We start from the raw sequence: 17,944 nt of genomic DNA, 5'->3' as shown, positions 1-17,944 counted from the left end.
AAACTTAGGAGAGATATAGACCGTTAAAGTTAATCTCCAAAACTTAACCACAATTCCATCGCCGAATCTAGTTCATGATTTAATTCAAATTTCCTACCATATAGCTGATTGAGTTCCTCATACTCGATAGGATCAGCAGCCATAGCTATATCTAGCTGTCTTATTTCCTCTTCAAGCCTTTCAATCTTCACTAGTGCCTTAGTCTTTACTGCTTCCCCCTTTATATCGTCCGCATCATTTCTTTGTTTCTTCACCTTCACGCTCTTTTTAACCGGTTCCTTCACATTCTTCAGGCTTAACTCCTCTTTTACGCTTTTATAATAATCGTAATTTCCAAGATAGCTTTTACAGGAGTGATCCTCAATATCAATTACTCTTTCACCGATTTTATTAATAAAATATCTGTCGTGAGAGATAAAAAATATAGTTCCCTTAAAATCCTCTAAAGCTTCCTCAAGAGTCTCTATCGAATCAATATCCAGATGATTGGTCGGCTCATCCAGTATTAATAAATTTACATCTTGATATAACAACATACCAAGTTTGAGTCTAATTCTTTCCCCACCTGATAAATGCTTTACTTTTTTGAAGACGCCATTTTTATAAAACATAAACTTTGATAAATATTCCCGTGCTTTTCCCTCCAGTATCGAGATATCCTCTCTAAAGCATTCCAGTACCGTAAGTTCTTCACTTTTAAAAGTAATTTTCTGCGGTAAATATGCCGCCATTACATTAGCACCTAATTCCACTACACCTTGATCCGGCTGCTCTTCCCCTAAAAGCATCTTTAAAAACGTGGTTTTCCCGCTGCCATTAGAGCCGATTAGCCCCACTCTTTCCCCGTAATGAACCATTACATCAGCATCCTTAAAAATTACTTTATCTCCATAGCTTTTAGAAAGTCCTACTGCTTTAATGGTTTCATTTCCGGATCTTTGCGCAGCCTTTACATGTAGCTTCATATTTTGTCTCTCAAACACCGGCTTTTCAATCCGCTCCATTTTATCGAGCTTTTTTTGTATACTAGCAGCTCTTCTAAAGAACTTGTTATTATCGGCTCTCATAGCCCAATCTCTCAAATCCGTTACGGTCTTTTCCATGGAATTAATCTTTTTTTGCTGCTCTCTAAAATGCTCATACTGAATGCGTAAATTCTCTTCCTTTTGATTCACATAAGATGAATAGTTCCCCTTGTAGGTGATAGACTCCATATCCTCTATTTCTACAATTTTTGTGACTACATTGTCTAAAAAATATCGATCATGGGATACGATAATGACAACTCCCTTATAGCTCTTCAAATAGCCCTCGAGCCATTCAACGGAATCCATATCTAAATGATTGGTCGGCTCATCAAGCAACAATATGTCTGGATCATGAATCAGTAGTTTCCCAAGTACAACGGTCGTTTTTTCACCGCCGCTCAATAAATCAAAATCCTTGTTTAAAAAGCTCTCATCAAATTTCAGCCCTGTGCAAACCTTGCCTAATTTTTCTTCTATATCATATCCGCCCTTCGCTTCATATAATTGAACTAAATCACTATACTTTTGCAGGGCTTTTTCTAACGCGGCATCTTCTAACGTCTTCATTTGCCCTTCTAATACACGCATTTCTTTCTCTATACAATGAACTTCCTCAAAAGCCATGTTTAAAACATCAATCACCTTTAAACCTTGTGGATACGAAGGCGTTTGCTCGAGATATGCACAAGTTGCCCCTCTCGGAAAGTGAATAAGACCTTCATCATATCCAGGGCTTGAGGTTTGTGGATAACCTGGATAATAATGCATAGACTCTATCCCCGCAATTAATTTCAAGATCGTACTCTTTCCACTGCCATTTGCGCCAACAACCCCAACCTTCTCTCCTGCATAAACCTCAAAACTTATATTTTTAAGAACAAGTGTAGCATCCATATATTTCTTAATACCGTTTAACGTTAATTCAAACATGCAATTCCCTTCTTTCATCCATAATACAAGTTACGCATTTTATGGACAGGACAAAGCAGACCTTCATTACTATTTTATTGTTAAAAATAAAAAGACCATAAGAAGATGATCTCTTCTTACAGTCTAAATAATCTGCGGAATATAATTTATGAAACTGTATACAAGCAGAAAATGTGTACGTCAAAAACACATTGTTATGCCTATACACTTCGCCTACTAAACAGAGGCGAACAATTTCAAAACCACTTTTGAAATATGTTATAAATTATAATCTCGATTTTAGTAAAGTAAGTTACCTTCTACATTGCCTTGATTCCATAAAGAGCATAACCAAATAAACCTAGTAAAATTAGGAAAATTAATACTCATTATAAAATCCCTATTAATTTTAATTTAAAATCAATATTAGCAATTAGTTGGTGTCATAACTTACTTTCCCCCTTCGAAATTTTCTTTATTATCTCACTTTTCGATATTTTTGTAAATACAATTAATGGAATTTCCAATTCACGGATGCCAGCCATGTTCCTGCAAGAACCTCTGCAATTCTTCTTCAGACGGTACATTTTTCTCCCACTCCTCGCACTCCTTTAGAAACTCCTCAGTCTCATGAACGACAGAAGGTTCCTTCTTCCGAAACCGCACTGCTGCTTCCTCTACTTCACTAAGCTTCGTATATCCTCTCTCATGCCATTCTCGTAAAATGCCTTTCACATAAGCAAGCGTATGCTTGTTATTTTCATGGGCAATCTGGAGTGCTTTCCATACAAGTTCATCTGACAAATCATTCATCCACGTATTCAGTTCCTCCTTCGTATACGGTGACAAGCTGCCAAAGGTTTGTTCATAAAACGTGAATACATCGCTATCTGGAGTCATTCCTTCATCTGCTTCACAGCTTTCAGCATCGGCTTGAGAATCCTTAACTGGTATGCCAAAATACTCTAATAATAGCGGAATATTCATCTCTTCCTCCAAACATTTTTCCAAAAACATGTATACAAACTTTTTGCTTTTCACAGTTTTTAACTCACGCAGCACACATTTTTCAATATTCGTGTTCGTAACCGGGTTATAGCGTAACCAATTTTTGATGTATAACTCCTTCGTTTCTGCATCATATACTATTTTTCCATAATCGATGAACCGCTGCAGCAGCTTCTCAACAGTCTCACGGTTATAACCTGTTTCCATCTCCGCTAAACGCTTCGGCAAGGAATAAATGCCGCATTGCGTCGTTTTAGAACATGTCAGCAAGTATATGTAAAAGTATCGTTCCTCTGGCGTTAACTCCAATACAAAATCGTCCTGCCAAAAATCCACCTGTACATTTCGGTATACCGCCATATTAATTCCTCCCATCTTTGATGACACATATGAGATTTCCGTCTCCTTAATAGATATAAGGACAAAAGAGGAAATTTGGTAATTTGATTTTCAAAAAAATGACTACTACGGTTTTAGTTCTTTCGGGGTGATTCTTGTAGTAGTAGTTTTTTATTTTGTTTTTTTAATGATTTATTACTTATAAGGGGCTTTTAAGGGGCTTGCAAGGGGGTTATAATGGGCTATTCAGTGTCATTCTATTTAAAAAAATCCAAATTTGTCCAATTTAGAACAATAAAATCTAGTCAAAAGTAATGAAAATTTAAGAAGAATAAGGTACACTAATCAATGGTTTTAGTTTAAAATCGATTGACGTTGATATATACGGAGGAATAGTTTATGAACAACAACACAATAAATGAATCAGTTGAAGAAGTTGATAAAAAACGGTCAAGATCAAGCAAACGCTCTACAAATTGGAAACTTATCACAGCGGGCGGCGTTGGTATTATCGCGCTTCTTATTGGGGGAGTGAGTTATTATCAGACAACCCACTTCAATTCACAGATTACGATTAATGACACAAAAGTCGGTGGTATGACTGCTGATCAGGCAATCCAGAAATTAAAAGTATCTGGATTAGAAAACAAGGTCTATGTCGGAGAGAAACAAATTTTAGATGAAAAAAATACACAAACGGAACTTACAGAAAAAGATTTGCCTAAAGTTAAGGAACTATTAAAAAGCCAGTGGACATTTTTCCCTTCTTCAAAGGGAAAAAATTATTCACTGCTACCGAAAAATGCGGATCAGTATCGAAGCGAAACGCTGAAAAAACTTGTAGAAGAAAAGCTCATCTCTATGAATGAAGATTTAAAAGCGCCTCAAGATGCTATGGCGAAACTCGAACAAGGTAAAGTTGTTATTTCAAAAAGCGTTGACGGAAAACAGTATGACGTTGCTAGTCTATTAAAAGATTACGACAAGCAGAAGTATAAAAGTGAAATTCATTTGAAAACTGTATACATAAAGCCTATTAAAGAAAACGATTCGATTGTTAAAAAAGAAGAACAAGCACTACAGAATCTTCTTCAACAAACCATTGATTATAAGGTACAAAATAAAGTGCACTCTTTAAAAGCTAAAGATTTAATTAAAAACGCCTCTATGTCAAAAGATATGAAGGTTACAATCGACGCAAGTGACATTAAGAACAAGATTGCTGAAATTAATAATTCTCAATCAACATTAACTAAAAACTTCACATTTAAAACCCATTCTGGTTCGGTCATATCAGTAAGAGGACAAGGCTATGGCTGGGCAATAGATATTGAAAAAGAAGCAAAACGCGTCAAAGAAGCCTTCGAAAAAGGGGAAAAATCGCTTTCTGCTTCTCATATTTACGGAAATGGCTGGAATAATGAAGGCATCGGTTATGAAACAACAGCGAATAACGGCATTGGAGACACGTATGCGGAAGTGTCAATTGCTGAACAGCAAATTTGGATTTACAAAGATGGACAATTGGTAGTCACAACGAATGTAGTAACTGGTAAACATAGCACGAGTGAAGATACATCACCAGGTGTATGGTATATCCTTTATAAACGAACACCGTACACACTAAAAGGCAGTGCAGTAGGTAAACCCGATTATTCCGTTAATGTGGATTACTGGGCTCCATTTACAAACGGTGGACAAGGATTCCACGATGCCGGCTGGCGAACAAACTGGGCAAATAATGCCTATTTAACTGGAGGTTCGGGCGGATGTGTTAACCTCCCTCCTAGTATTGCGAAAACTGTGTATGATAATCTTAGTACTAATGAACCGGTTGTTGTGTACTAACAATATTTTCTTTATAAAAACAAAGAAGCAGGAAATCTTAAGTGATTGTCTGCTTCTTTGTTTTTTATTATTTATGCCATGTACTTATGGTACGGTTCAGCGTAATTCATTTACTTTTCTTTTCTAACAAGCCTAACAACATTCTCCACATGCGCCGTATGCGGGAACATATCAACTGGCTGTACATACTCCACGTCATAACTCTTCATTAACGTTTTCACATCACGCGCTAATGATGACGGGTTACAAGATACGTACACAACCGTTTCCGGTTTTACTTTTAAAATCGTTTCAAGTAGTTTATCATCACAACCAGTGCGCGGCGGATCCACAACGATGACATCTGGACGCCAGCCTTCTTTTACCCATTTTGGCAGCCATTGTTCCGCTTTTCCAGCCTCGTACTTTGTATTTGTGAAACCGTGACGCTTTGCATTTTTCTTCGCATCTTCAATCGCTTCTGGAATAACATCCATACCGCGCACTTCTGCTGCATCTTTTGCAAGCCACAGTCCGATTGTTCCAACGCCGCAATAAGCATCTACAACTTTTTCAGTTCCTGTTAAAGCAGCTGCTTTTTTCGCCTCGTTATATAACACAACGGTTTGCTCAGGATTTAACTGGAAGAATGCGCGTGCAGATAATTCAAATGATAAATCCCCGAGTGTTTCTTGAATTACTTCTTTTCCAGCTAAGCGGAATGTTTTATCGCCGAAGATGACTGATGTTTTACGCCAGTTCACATTTTGCATAATCGATTTTACAGACGGCATTTGTTTTTGCACTTCTGCAATAAACTGTTCTTTATTTGGCAATTCTTCTTTTGTCGTAATTAATGTAACTTGCACTTCCCCTGTTTGCACTGCAGCACGCGTTACAATTGTACGTACAAGACCTTTTTGTTTTCTTTCATTGTAAATAGAAATGTTCAGTTTTTCTAATATACGTCTTACAACTTTTGTTGCTTCGTTCGTTGCTTTATGTTGAATCATACAATGCGAGATATCAATTAAGCGATGTGAGTTTTGTTCGTATAATCCTGTGATGACCTTTTCATCTTTACGTCCGACTTGCAGTTGGCTTTTGTTACGATAATGCCATGGGTCTTCCATACCAAGCGTCTGACGAATCTTATCTTCCATACTGCCGTTCATATACTTCTCAAATGCTTGTACAACGATGTCACGTTTTTGATTTAATTGTTCTTGATAATCTAAATGCTGAAGCTGACAACCACCGCATTTCTCATAAACAGCACATGGCGGCTTCAAGCGATGCGGGGAAGCTTTACGAATTTTTTTCACTTTTGCTTCTGCAAAGCCACGCTGAATTTTCGTTGTTTCTGCAACAACTTCTTCTCCTGGTAATGCCCCTGGAATGAAGACAACCTGGCGCTTAAAGTAACCTACGCCCTCTCCGTTAATCCCAAGACGCTTAATTGTCACAGGAAATGTTTGACCAACTTCTAACTTACTCTCGTGTTGTTTTTGTATCATTGTTACACCTCTACTCTATACTTTTCCATAAATATAATGATGCATAGCTGCAATATGGTTCACACTCTTGTTTCATTCGTTCTAAAAATACGTCATCTGGCTTTTGTTCTAATTGAAATAGCTGTTGAAGTGCACGTTGAATCCCAATATCAGCTTTTGGAAACATATTTTGACGTCCAAGAGCAAATAGTAAGAAATTTTGTACAGTCCATGCCCCAATACCTCGCACTGGTAATAGCACCGCTGCAACTTCTTCGTCTGTTTTCTCCTCTAGCTCTTCTAAGTTTAGCTTTCCGTCCACAATATGTTGTGCAAGTCCAATGATATACTCTGCTTTACGCTGACTAAATTTTTGATTTCTTAATTCTTCTACTGTAATATTTGCTACTTGTTCAGGCGTCGGAAAAAAGAAAACGCCTTTTCTTTCTGTTCCATATGTTTTTACAAATTGTTCTGTCAGTGCTGTCGCAAACTTTAGGTGAACTTGTTGATGAATAATACAACGAAGAAGACAAGCAAAATAATCGAACTCTAAAATAATTGGAGTATATGCAAATGTTTCAAAAAGCGGCCGTAATGATGTGTTCAAAAAATGATGTTGAATCTCATGAAAAGGTTGATTCCATTGAAAAATAGAAGAAATGCGCTTCATAATTTCGTCTTGTTTATCGCTTTGGCTAGAAATCCAAAATTGCGGTGCTCCAGTTGTCCCCTTCCCTTGTACACGGACAATAACTTGCTTTCCATCTAGGGTAAGTGGGACATGAATGGTTTTATCTTCTAAATGAATGATATTTAACGGGTCAAAAGATAAACGTTTTAATACTTCTTCAAAACGATACGGATAATCTAACGTAATTTGTTCGCTCCACATGCATTCCTCATCCTTTTTACACATCATTATAGCATGAGAAAACCGCAAGCATACATGCTTACGGTTGATTGCCCTTTACTAAATCATCTAAGCTTTTAAAATGATACCCCTTCTCGCGTAAATCATCAATAATTTTCGCAAGTGCTTCTGTGTTATCCTTCGAAATAGAGTGCAGCAAAATAACCGCTCCAGGATGAATCATATTCATTACATTATTATGAGCATATTGCCATCCTCTTTGCTCGTCTACTTTCCAATCGAGAAAAGCAAGTGACCAAAAGACATTATAGTAGCCCATATCTTTTGCAAGCGCTAATGTACGTTCACTAAAAATACCGCGCGGTGGCCTTACATATCGTACTTCTTTTTGTCCTGTCACCTTTTTAATTTCGTCTGTTACAATTTGCAATTCCACGCGAAGCTTTGCATCATGTACCGTTGTAAAATCTGGATGACTCTGTGAGTGATTTCCAACAATATGTCCTTCATTCACCATTCGTTTTAATAAATCTGGTTGCGTTTTAATATAGTGTCCTGTCACAAAAAACGTTGCTGGGACTTTCTTTTCTTTTAACACATCAAGAATTTTTCCGGTAAAGCCATTTTCATATCCATTATCAAACGTTAAATAAATATCTTTTTTCTTTGTATCCCCTAAATAAAATCCTCCGTTTTTCTGCAGCAGCTCTGTAAATTTTTGACCAGCATCCGGAGGAGTTTCATTTTTCGCGCGTGGAATTCCCCAATGATTTGGTGTATTCACATAAGCAAGCACAGAAGCCGGAACAAGTACCATCATAATTGAAAAGATAATACCAATGTATAACCAATTACGCTTCATTGTATAAGCTCCTTTTCCTATATAATCGTACTTGTAGTTTCTGTGTCTATAATTTTTTCATGCCGAACACGTTTTTCCATTTATACCAATACAAAGAAATCAATATATCGGCGCTTCGACACCGTTCGACGCACCGAACGCAAAAAAAAGAGCCGACAAACGTCAGCTCCTCACTCTTATTTAAAAACTGGTTCTTTAAACGATGCTAACTTCTCTAAAGATGATTTATCTACATCAGCATGTAAGCTATTACCGTGAGAATCCATCGTTACAACCGCTTTAAATCCTTCTATACGTAAATGCCACATTGCTTCTGGAATACCAAATTGTAAGAAATCAACGTCTTTTACTTCTTTAATGCACTCTGCGTAGTACTGTGCTGCACCGCCGATTGCATTTAAGTATACGCCGCCATGTTCATTTAATGCCGCCAATGTTTTCGCACCCATACCACCTTTACCGATAACAGCGCGAATACCGAATTTCTTCATAATATCGCCTTGGTACGGTTCTTCACGAATACTTGTTGTCGGTCCTGCCGCTTTAATTTTCCAATTGTCGTTTTCATCTTTTACAACAACTGGTCCGCAGTGATAAATAACTTGTCCATTTAAATCAACTGGGCAATCGTTATCCATTAAATGTTTATGAATTGCATCGCGGCCTGTATACATCATACCGTTGATTGTTACAACGTCACCAACGCGAAGTTCGCGAATTTGTTCCTCAGTAATTGGCGCCTGTAAGACGATTTCACGTTGTGTATTTGCTTCTTCGTTTGCCTCCTCGTGTTTTAACGTGTCTTCACCTTCTTGGTATAACCAGTCAATAATTTCACCTGATTCTGGGTGAATCGTTACACCTAGGCGGCGATATGCCCAGCAGTTATACGCAACAGAAACATAGAAGCTAGCTGGGAGACGGTTGTATACACCGATTTTGCAGCCAAGTAATGTTGTTTCGCCGCCAAATCCCATCGTTCCAATACCAAGCTTATTGGCATTTTCCATAATATAATCTTCAAGTTGCTTCAATTCTGGAATTGAATTTTCATCATCTAATGAACGGAACAATTGGTTTTTCGCAAGTTCATAACCTGACGTGCGATCTCCTCCGATACCAACGCCAATTACGCCGGCGCTGCATCCTTGCCCTTGTGCTTGATATACCGCATGAAGAAGGCATTTACGAATTCCTTCTAAATCACGGCCAGCTCGTCCTAGTCCTTCAATTTCACAAGGTAAGCTGTATTGAATATTTTTATTTTCACAACCACCGCCTTTTAAAATAAGGCGTGCATCGATATAATCTTTTTCCCATTGCTCAAACTTAATGACAGGTGTTCCTGGTCCTAAGTTATTTCCGCTGTTATCACCAAACAGAGAATCTACAGAGTTCGGGCGAAGCTTCCCGTCTTTCGTTGCTTGTTCGATTGCTTTGTAAATTGCTTCTTTAATTTGCAGTTGGTTTACACCAACTGGTGTGTACACTTTAAAAGTTGGCATCCCTGTATCTTGGCAAATTGGCGAAATATTATCATCAGCCATTTTAATGTTATTTGTAATTGTGCCAAGTGCCATCGCAGAACGAGTTCCTGCATTTTCTCGTTCCTTCGCTTGTTGAATTACACGCCTTACATCTTTCGGTAAATTCGTTGACGTTTCAACAATTAGTTGATACATGCTTTCTTGAAGCTTTTTCATAATTACTTCCCCCTCAATTGTGAACGCTACCAAAACGCATTTCAAAATTTCACAATATGATTATACTCTTTTTTTTCCATTCCTTCTATTTTCAATAGCGTCTTAATGAGATTATATTTTTTTGTATCTTTTTAAATATGCTTGTACATCATCATATGCACCGCTTTCATTTGCATATTTAATATAATTTTTAATTGTACGGAACCACTCTAACGTAGATGGCCTTGTTTCTACTATGGCATCGGTTAAATCCTTCATTGTAATCATTCGCTCTATGCCCGTTGTCATAATTTCTTCTAAAACATTTTCTAAAGCTAGCTCCACTACATTCTCAATATCAGCACCAGAATAAAGTTCTGTTTCTTTCGCTAGCAAATCGTAATCTATTGTTGAAATCGGTTTGCCTGCCAACTTAATTTTAAAAATACTGCTCCGTGCTTCTAAATCGGGCGGTGAAACAAAAATCATTTTGTCAAAGCGACCTGGTCTTTTAAATGCAGGATCAATATCCCATGGCATATTTGTCGCACCAATTAACAATAGTTTATCTGTATTCGTATCAATACCTTCGATTTCTGTTAACAATTGATCTATAACTGTTCTTAGTGTCGGATGCCCTGATGCTTTACTCCGGTTAAATCCAAGCGCATCCATTTCATCTAGAAATAAAATACATGGTTTTTTGGAACGAGCATATTGGAAAATTTCTCGTATGTTTTGTTCACTTACGCCAACATACGGATCAAGAATATCAGTAATACTCATTGTCGTAAAATGCGCTCCACATTCTCCTGCAGTTGCTTTTGCAATATATGTTTTACCGCAACCAGGAGGGCCATATAATAAAATACCGCCACCAACTTTTTTCTTAAACCGTTCAAATAACCCAGGTGAAGTAAAGGGTTTTATAATTTTCATTTGGATCGCTTTTTTCACATCATGCAAACCGCCGACATCCTGAAATGTAATCTGATCTTGTTCATATTTTTGTTTGCTTCTCCCGCCTTGAAGCACATTCATCGGAATCACATTTTCTTCCGCGTTTTCATTTACATAAGCTGTATGTAACTGTTTTTCTTTTTCAGGAGATGGCTCTACTACGTAATGCTCGTTTTTTTCAAAATGGCTCTCTTCTTCAGTTACATGTGGTGCTTCTTTCGGATTTGTAAGAGCCTGTGATAAAGCTGCGAGTTCAGCAGCAACTTTATCCTTCCATTCTTGATCACCATACTGAAGGGCTTTCGATAAAGCTTGCAGCGCATTTGCTACCTCTCCCTGCTCTTTATACTCTACCCCAATCAAATACCAAATCAATCCATTTTCTTCATCTTGTGCTACTACTTGTTTTAACACATCTATTTTATTCACCCTTCGCTCTCCCATCATGATCTTTTTATTTTTTTATATAACTTGTACATCGGTGTAGATAACCAACTCCATATACAAATGATAATATAAAATAAAAGTCCAGCTCTCAGTATAACGTCCGAATGTAACGTAGCTAATAAGCCCATCGTTCCAACACCTATTGCCCAAAAGATAAGCGGACCACCTATTTTATCGATGAGAACATTCGGAAAGAAAATCGGATGAATCATCTCTTCTGCTTCTTCTAAAATTTCAAGTAAATCTTTATTATTAGGCGCCAACAAGAACGCTTGTCGATAATATTTGTATGCTTCTCTATACCTTTTCTTTGATGATGCATGGAGTCCTAACTTCACTAAAAAATTTACCTCATTATCTGATACATAATAATTATCTTTTAAAGATTCCTCTATTTCTTGTTTCGTTCCTATTGCGAGTAATAAAATAAATTGATAATGAAGAACGGTAGGATGGTTCGGATTAACTTCTACCGCCTCTTTTATGAGTTGCTTAGCTTTTTCAATATGACCTGTTTTTAATAAAATATATGCATATTTCGCCATCGCTTGCGCATTGGAAGGGTCTGAATACAGCACATTCAAAAAACTTTGCTCCGCTTTTTCAAGTTCATTCGTATATGTATATATATGTCCAAGTGTATAGTACACTTCTTCTGGGTCATAACCATGTTGCAAAGCTGATAAGCAAATCTCTTTTGCTTCATCATATTGTTCTAAATCTGCATAACAGCATCCCAAAAAGTACAATGCTCCCGCATGCTGCGGATTATGAGAAAGCAACGTTTCCAATTTCCGCTGTGCTGTTTCAATATGACCAATCTCGTAATAATGCAACGCTTCTTGCCACAACATCGTTTCACTGTGTGAAGTTGACATGGAGCATCTCCCCTCCTGCTATCAATGCCGCTTGGGCCATGATACCAACTATTCCAACGATTAAACCGATCCGGTGTAATGACTCTACATTTTCATTTACTAAATTATGAATTCGAAACCGTTCCCGCAGCGCATATACATACACACCTGTTACGACTACAGCAGCTATTCGAGAAGCAATCTTTAGCACATATATATCACCAATTAGAGCGGCAAAGATGAACATTGCTAATAAAGTCATTATTCCTATCATAAGAAGTATATATATTTTCTTTTTGGACTCTTTTAACCAAATCGCATTGCAAGTTCCTAAAATCATAATCGGAATAATCCCAAAAATAAGTCCAATAACAAAAAAATTATAAATATTATACGTTTTTGTTTCTCTCGCTTGTTTCCCTTGTAATACAGGTTCCATTAAGTTGTGTGACATATACTTCCTCCTTTTCCATATTTACATTATAAAGTATATTTTCATCCTATTTACAGCGAAAATAAAAAAGTCGACAACATTTGTTGTCGACTTCTGATTACTCACTCTTTTTAAATTGCTCACATTTAAACTCAATATCATCTAACATTTCAAGAAGGCGATCTACATCTTCTAGTTCCACGTCTTCTGGTTCAATTGTATCAATAACCTCTATAAACATATTTAAACGTTCTTTCAAATATACTAATTGTGAATCTTTATCATAAGTAGCATTTCCCATAGGTGCTCTCTCCTTTTTGTGCGAGTTATCTTGATTATTTCTTAAAAGATATAAGTATTCCTACATATTTGCAAAAAATAATACACTTATATAACCCGATTGCTTCGACTCATACTAAGCATACTCATTCGTTTGCTTGTTGAATCTTTATTTTATTATACAGTAAAAATGATTACCACGGACATGAATTTTTGCATTAATTTGAGTAAAATGATATGTCCCGCTATTCCTCCACCTCAAAATTCAAGGAAAATCGCAGAAGGTTCAACTAGATGAATCCATTTTAATTTTTCAATATGTAAATTGCTGCAATGCAGAAAAAGGATCCTTCTCTCGCTTTATTTAAACTTCGCATGTGGCAGAACTTCTATGTATGACCAGATGCTCTCGCCCATCTAAAAAGAATGGTTTTTCTTCAGTGGGGATAACTGTCCGTAAAAGCCCGATTGGGTGGGCTAACCATCAGTAGGGATGAAAAAACTCCCCACTGATGGAAGTTTCACTTTATTAAAAAGCAATCTTCTTCTATCATAGAGGATGGACAAATTGTTATTTCAATAGTCAAAGGAGTATTTCATAAATGAATACATCACAAAAAATGAAGCCGATTACTCCTTCTTATGATCCATGGGAAGCTTATATGGATTTTGAAGAGTATGGCAAATTATTATTAACAAACGTTGAGTTTACAACGACAACATTATGCAATATGCGCTGTGAACATTGTGCTGTTGGTTATACACTGCAGCCAAAAGATCCAAATCCACTTCCGCTTGATTTACTATTACAACGATTAGATGAAGTTCCACATCTACGTTCTTTAAGCATTACAGGCGGTGAGCCGATGCTTTCTAAGAAGTCTGTTGATAACTATGTAACACCGCTCTTAAAATATGCTCACGAACGAGGCGTTCGCACCCAGATCAACTCTAACCTAACTATAGATTTAGCCCGTTATGAACAAATTATTCCTTATCTCGATGTTTTACACATTTCTCATAACTGGGGAACGATTGATGATTTCGTCCAGGGCGGATTTGCGATGATGGAACGCAAGCCGTCATATGAACAACGTGCTAAATTATTTGAACGAATGATTTCAAATAGTAAAGCATTATCAGAGGCAGGCGTTCTTGTTTCTGCTGAAACAATGCTCAATAAGCGTACACTTCCGCATATTGAACATATTCACCGTCAAATTGTTGAAGAGATGGGCTGTAAACGTCATGAAGTACATCCAATGTATCCAAGTGATTTTGCGAGCAATCTTGAAATTTTAACGAAAGATGAAATCCGCAGTGCCATTTCACGCCTTCTTGATATTCGAGATGAAAATGTGTGGATGCTATTTGGAACATTGCCATTCTATGCATGCAGCGATGATGAACGTGATTTAGAAATATTCAAGAAACTGCATGCAAGTAAAAATGTCACAGTACGTAATGACCCAGACGGTCGTTCTCGTTTAAATGTAAATATTTTTGACGGCAGTATTATTGTTACAGATTTCGGTGACATTCCAATGCTCGGAAATGTCCAAACGAATACATTACAAGAAGCCTATGACAAGTGGAGTGCCTCAAAAACAGCAAAAGAATTAAGCTGTCATTGTCCAGCTGTAAAATGCCTTGGGCCAAACATTCTTGTAAAAAATAGTTATTATCCCACAGAAAATTTCTTAACAAAACAAGCAAACATCACATTATAAGAAAAAACGTCAGCGTACTATCATGCTGACGTTTTTTGTATGAACATTTACTTTGGATCAGAAGACGGAATAAACTTAAAAGAGATATGATCTTGAATTGGTATGGATGCTCCAATTCCTTGTGATGTAATATTTTTAATCATCAATTTTCGCTGATTCCCTTTTAAAACAAGATATACCTCACCAAATGTTACTTTTCCTTTTTCGTTAACGGCTGGCGTATACGCATATAAATATCCAAGTTGTTTCGGACTAATATTATATACTCGTTCATGCTGGGTTCCATAACCAATGATTGTTTTAAACGAAAGAGGTAAACGTACTTTTTCCATCGCTTTTAGCAGCATCATCTTCTTCACATCTTCTGCATCCTTAATGTAAGAAGTAAGCCCACCTTCTACTAGTTTTTGTGCCTCTTGTCTATAGCGAAGTGGATAATATCCCTGTCCACCGCGATTATCATGAACATTCCGATTGACTTGCCTGTATTCCCAGTTCATTGTTGTTTCAGTCGATTCATAATTTAAAGGCCATTGTCCTAAATAAATTTTCGCACGGTATCCAACTGCAAGTGGTGCATTAGAAATGGATGTTTCATTAAACATCCGAATTAAATCCGGATTTTCAATCTTTATTGGCGATGTCTCAAGCAACGCTTTTGCTAATTCGCTCGGTTGTAAGCGCGGCAAGTCCTGCGTTGGATTTGGATACGTATTTTCTTTTGAAATGTTTAAAACAGATGGTGGAACCTTTACATTCAATTCTGTCTTCGCAAAGCTACTACAAGGAAATAAAAAGATAAACGAGAACATAATGGTGATATAAATATTGCACACTCGTTTCATCCGTAAAGCTCCTTCCTAATGGGACTATACGGTTATATTCTTTTCCCTGCTCTCTATTGTTATCCAAACTTTTTATAATAAATAAAAACCGATTCCCATAATGAGATATGCGGCAAGTAATGTTAAACCTTCAAACCAGTTCGTATCGCCATCATTTGCTATAGCAATTGTCAAAAATACAGCTGTAATCATTGCGACTAATTCTGGAATCGTAAATACAAGAGGCATATTTACCGCGGAGAACATCGAAATAATGACAAGTACAGGCGCAACAAACATGGCAATTTGTAATGTTGAACCAACTGCAATTTCAACAGCGATATTCACTTTATTTTTATAGGCCATAACTATAGCCGATGCATGCTCTGCTGCGTTTCCAACAATCGCCACAATAATAATCCCGATAAATAATTCACTCCAGCCAAATGTTTTAGCGACAGTTTCAATCGTATGTACAAGTGCCTCTGATACATAAGCAACCGCTATTGTTGCAATTGCCAAAACAAGCAATGCTTTTCCTTTTGACCATTCCGGTTCTTCATCATGCTCTACTACTTCGTCTTTATGCTGGTATACACCGCGATGCGTGACAAGTTTGAAAAACAATGCCGCTAAATATAAAACAATCATAATAATAGAAATGCCGACGCTAAGTTGGAACGTTTTTCCTACGTTCATGCTTTTTGAAAATATTTCAGGAATGACAAAAGCAACGACAACCGCAAAAATTAATAAAGCTGAATTATGGCGCGCGTCATATACATTGAAGCTTTGACGTTTATACTTTAGACCCCCTACAAAGAATGAGAGTCCACCCACTAGTAATAGGTTCCCAAGAACAGAACCTGTTAACGAAGCGAGTACGACTTCTGTTAACCCAGCTTGCAATGCAAAAATTGAAATAATAAGCTCAACTGCATTACCAAATGTTGCGTTTAACAAGCCTCCTATACGAGGTCCTGATACAACCGCCAAACTTTCCGTTGCTCTCCCCATAAAACCGGCCAGTGCGATAATTGTAACGCAATAGACAGCAAACATAATTGTTTGTGGCCAATGCATTACGTTACCAAGAACAGAAAGCGGTACACCAATGACTGCAACAAATAAAAAAATCTTATTAAACATCCTTTTCATCCTTCCATTTCTTTCTCAATCACTCTTTATATTACCATTATTATTCTTCTAATTTACCCAATTTTTATCATAATTACGTTTAAAAAAGAGCATTGTAGAAAAAAGTAAGAGCGAGTAAAAAAATATGAATGTTAAGTATGAGATACTCGAAAGGAGCAGAAACAAATGCATCTAAAAGAAAAAATAGAAAATATTATTCAAAGCAAACGCATTGGTGTCCTAGCAACAATGCGTGACAACAAACCGTATAGCTGTTTTATGATATTTTTTCACGAAGATTTCGTATTGTACGCTGCAACAGATCGGCAATCCAAAAAAATAGCAGATATCAAACAAAATGCGAATGTTCATGTTTTACTTGGTCGCGAGGGAAAAAAATGGGACGAAGAATATCTTGAAATAGAAGGTATTGCTTCTATTGAAGAAGACAGCACGCTAAAAAATAAATTTTGGACAAATAGTTTAAAACGCTGGTTACTTGGTCCTGAAGATCCAAATTACGTGTTAATAAAAATCAATCCTGACACCATTTATTACATTGATCATACTGGTACAGCACAACCAGAATTTTTACGCCTATAACAAATTAAGACGAGACCTCACAAAAGATGAGGTCTCGTTTTGTCGAAAAGTTCTTTTCCAAAAAATATTGAAAAAGCTGGAACTTTCTAAAGATCCTGTTATATAATAGTACTAACTTAAATAAACTGTATTAAAACAGATTGAGAGGAGAAATAATGATGATCAAAAGAGAAGAACGGAAAAACATGATTGAATTTATTGAAAAGAAGAAAGGAATCGAACGTGAAGAACTGATGTATATGACGGACGACGAAGTAGAACATATTTACAATGTGACGTACTTCTTATATGAGGAAATTGCAGAGTAATATAAAAAAACCGCTATCTACTGGTATTATCCCCTTTAAGTAGACATTCAAAAAAACCTTCATGATAAGATGAAGGAAAGAATGAAACTTGGAGGGGATTTTTCTATGGCGAAAAAGGGACAACAATTTCAATCCTACACGGAAGAATTTAAGTTAGATGCCGTTAGGGCCTATGTGAATGGGTCCGAAAGTTATCAAAGGCTCTCAGAACGATTAGGTATTCGAAGTTGTACACAATTAAAGGTTTGGGTGAAAAAATGGAAAAATGGTGAACCATTTGATGAACGTAGTAAAGGTAATGCACCGTTTAAAGGACAACCACGTACAAAATTTAAAACAGT

Annotated in this window: 17 protein-coding genes; 5 read left to right on the top strand and 12 right to left on the bottom strand. The window is 36.8% G+C overall.

The features are described 5' to 3' along the window. Nucleotides 1-29: 29 nt before the first annotated feature. Both abc-f and BR72_RS12550 read right to left on the bottom strand, forming a co-directional pair. Nucleotides 30-1,958, bottom strand: a complete 1,929-nt coding sequence (gene abc-f / locus BR72_RS12555) for a ribosomal protection-like ABC-F family protein (protein WP_035433460.1) — start codon at nucleotides 1,956-1,958, stop codon at nucleotides 30-32. Nucleotides 1,959-2,465: 507 nt separating this feature from the next. Next, nucleotides 2,466-3,305, bottom strand: a complete 840-nt coding sequence (locus BR72_RS12550; protein ID WP_035433459.1) for a DnaD domain-containing protein — start codon at nucleotides 3,303-3,305, stop codon at nucleotides 2,466-2,468. A gap of 378 nt (nucleotides 3,306-3,683) precedes the next feature. Here BR72_RS12550 and BR72_RS12545 point away from each other — a divergent pair, with 378 nt between their 5' ends. Next, nucleotides 3,684-5,132: a L,D-transpeptidase family protein gene (locus BR72_RS12545; RefSeq protein WP_035433458.1), complete on the top strand. Its 1,449-nt coding sequence runs from the start codon at nucleotides 3,684-3,686 to the stop codon at nucleotides 5,130-5,132. A gap of 110 nt (nucleotides 5,133-5,242) precedes the next feature. Here the strand turns inward: BR72_RS12545 and rlmD are convergent, their stop codons facing one another. The 8 genes from rlmD to BR72_RS12505 all read right to left on the bottom strand — a co-directional run bounded on the left by rlmD (nucleotide 5,243) and on the right by BR72_RS12505 (nucleotide 13,023). Then, nucleotides 5,243-6,628, bottom strand: a complete 1,386-nt coding sequence (gene rlmD / locus BR72_RS12540; RefSeq protein WP_035433457.1) for a 23S rRNA (uracil(1939)-C(5))-methyltransferase RlmD — start codon at nucleotides 6,626-6,628, stop codon at nucleotides 5,243-5,245. Between the two features lie 10 nt (nucleotides 6,629-6,638). Then, nucleotides 6,639-7,502, bottom strand: a complete 864-nt coding sequence (locus tag BR72_RS12535; protein ID WP_035433455.1) for a DNA-3-methyladenine glycosylase family protein — start codon at nucleotides 7,500-7,502, stop codon at nucleotides 6,639-6,641. Between the two features lie 58 nt (nucleotides 7,503-7,560). Continuing rightward, the gene (gene pdaA, locus BR72_RS12530) at nucleotides 7,561-8,343 is read right to left on the bottom strand and encodes a delta-lactam-biosynthetic de-N-acetylase (RefSeq protein ID WP_035433454.1); all 783 of its coding nucleotides are present in this window, start codon (nucleotides 8,341-8,343) and stop codon (nucleotides 7,561-7,563) included. 176 nt (nucleotides 8,344-8,519) lie between these two features. Next, nucleotides 8,520-10,046, bottom strand: coding sequence for a fumarate hydratase (locus BR72_RS12525; protein WP_035433453.1), 1,527 nt, complete (start codon nucleotides 10,044-10,046; stop codon nucleotides 8,520-8,522). Between the two features lie 111 nt (nucleotides 10,047-10,157). Beyond that, nucleotides 10,158-11,414, bottom strand: coding sequence for an ATP-binding protein (locus BR72_RS12520; RefSeq protein WP_035433452.1), 1,257 nt, complete (start codon nucleotides 11,412-11,414; stop codon nucleotides 10,158-10,160). Nucleotides 11,415-11,428: 14 nt separating this feature from the next. After that, complete coding sequence (locus BR72_RS12515) at nucleotides 11,429-12,310, bottom strand: tetratricopeptide repeat protein (protein ID WP_035433451.1); 882 nt, start codon at nucleotides 12,308-12,310, stop codon at nucleotides 11,429-11,431. After that, complete coding sequence (locus BR72_RS12510) at nucleotides 12,291-12,743, bottom strand: hypothetical protein (protein WP_035433450.1); 453 nt, start codon at nucleotides 12,741-12,743, stop codon at nucleotides 12,291-12,293. The genes BR72_RS12515 and BR72_RS12510 overlap by 20 nt, the downstream gene beginning before the upstream one ends. Nucleotides 12,744-12,840: 97 nt before the next feature. After that, nucleotides 12,841-13,023, bottom strand: a complete 183-nt coding sequence (locus BR72_RS12505; protein ID WP_020061169.1) for an SE1561 family protein — start codon at nucleotides 13,021-13,023, stop codon at nucleotides 12,841-12,843. A 580-nt stretch (nucleotides 13,024-13,603) separates the two neighbouring features. Between BR72_RS12505 and yfkAB the strand changes: the two genes are divergently transcribed. Then, complete coding sequence (gene yfkAB, locus BR72_RS12500) at nucleotides 13,604-14,731, top strand: radical SAM/CxCxxxxC motif protein YfkAB (protein ID WP_035433449.1); 1,128 nt, start codon at nucleotides 13,604-13,606, stop codon at nucleotides 14,729-14,731. A 47-nt stretch (nucleotides 14,732-14,778) separates the two neighbouring features. On the opposite strand, the gene BR72_RS12495 is transcribed toward yfkAB, so the two are convergent. After that, nucleotides 14,779-15,576 (bottom strand): YfkD famly protein, encoded by a 798-nt coding sequence (locus tag BR72_RS12495; RefSeq protein WP_035433448.1) that lies wholly within the window; start codon nucleotides 15,574-15,576, stop codon nucleotides 14,779-14,781. Between the two features lie 72 nt (nucleotides 15,577-15,648). Further along, on the bottom strand, nucleotides 15,649-16,704 hold the full coding sequence (gene cax / locus BR72_RS12490; RefSeq protein WP_035433447.1) for a calcium/proton exchanger: 1,056 nt from the start codon (nucleotides 16,702-16,704) through the stop codon (nucleotides 15,649-15,651). A gap of 174 nt (nucleotides 16,705-16,878) precedes the next feature. On the opposite strand from cax, the gene BR72_RS12485 reads away from it, so the two are divergent. The 3 genes from BR72_RS12485 to BR72_RS12475 all read left to right on the top strand — a co-directional run. Further along, nucleotides 16,879-17,295 carry a pyridoxamine 5'-phosphate oxidase family protein gene (locus BR72_RS12485; protein ID WP_035433446.1) on the top strand — a complete coding sequence of 139 codons (417 nt, stop codon included), beginning with the start codon at nucleotides 16,879-16,881 and terminating at the stop codon, nucleotides 17,293-17,295. A 161-nt stretch (nucleotides 17,296-17,456) separates the two neighbouring features. After that, on the top strand, nucleotides 17,457-17,603 hold the full coding sequence (locus BR72_RS12480) for a BH0509 family protein (RefSeq protein ID WP_028411195.1): 147 nt from the start codon (nucleotides 17,457-17,459) through the stop codon (nucleotides 17,601-17,603). Between the two features lie 105 nt (nucleotides 17,604-17,708). Then, a partial coding sequence (locus BR72_RS12475) for a transposase (RefSeq protein WP_035433445.1) occupies nucleotides 17,709-17,944 on the top strand: 236 nt, incomplete at its 3' end.

Source organism: Bacillus sp. UNC322MFChir4.1, assembly GCF_000746135.1.
Taxonomy (GTDB): domain Bacteria; phylum Bacillota; class Bacilli; order Bacillales; family Bacillaceae_G; genus Bacillus_A.
The sequence above is the reverse complement of the archived record's forward strand: the minus strand, read 5'-3'. Positions and strand labels throughout refer to the sequence as shown.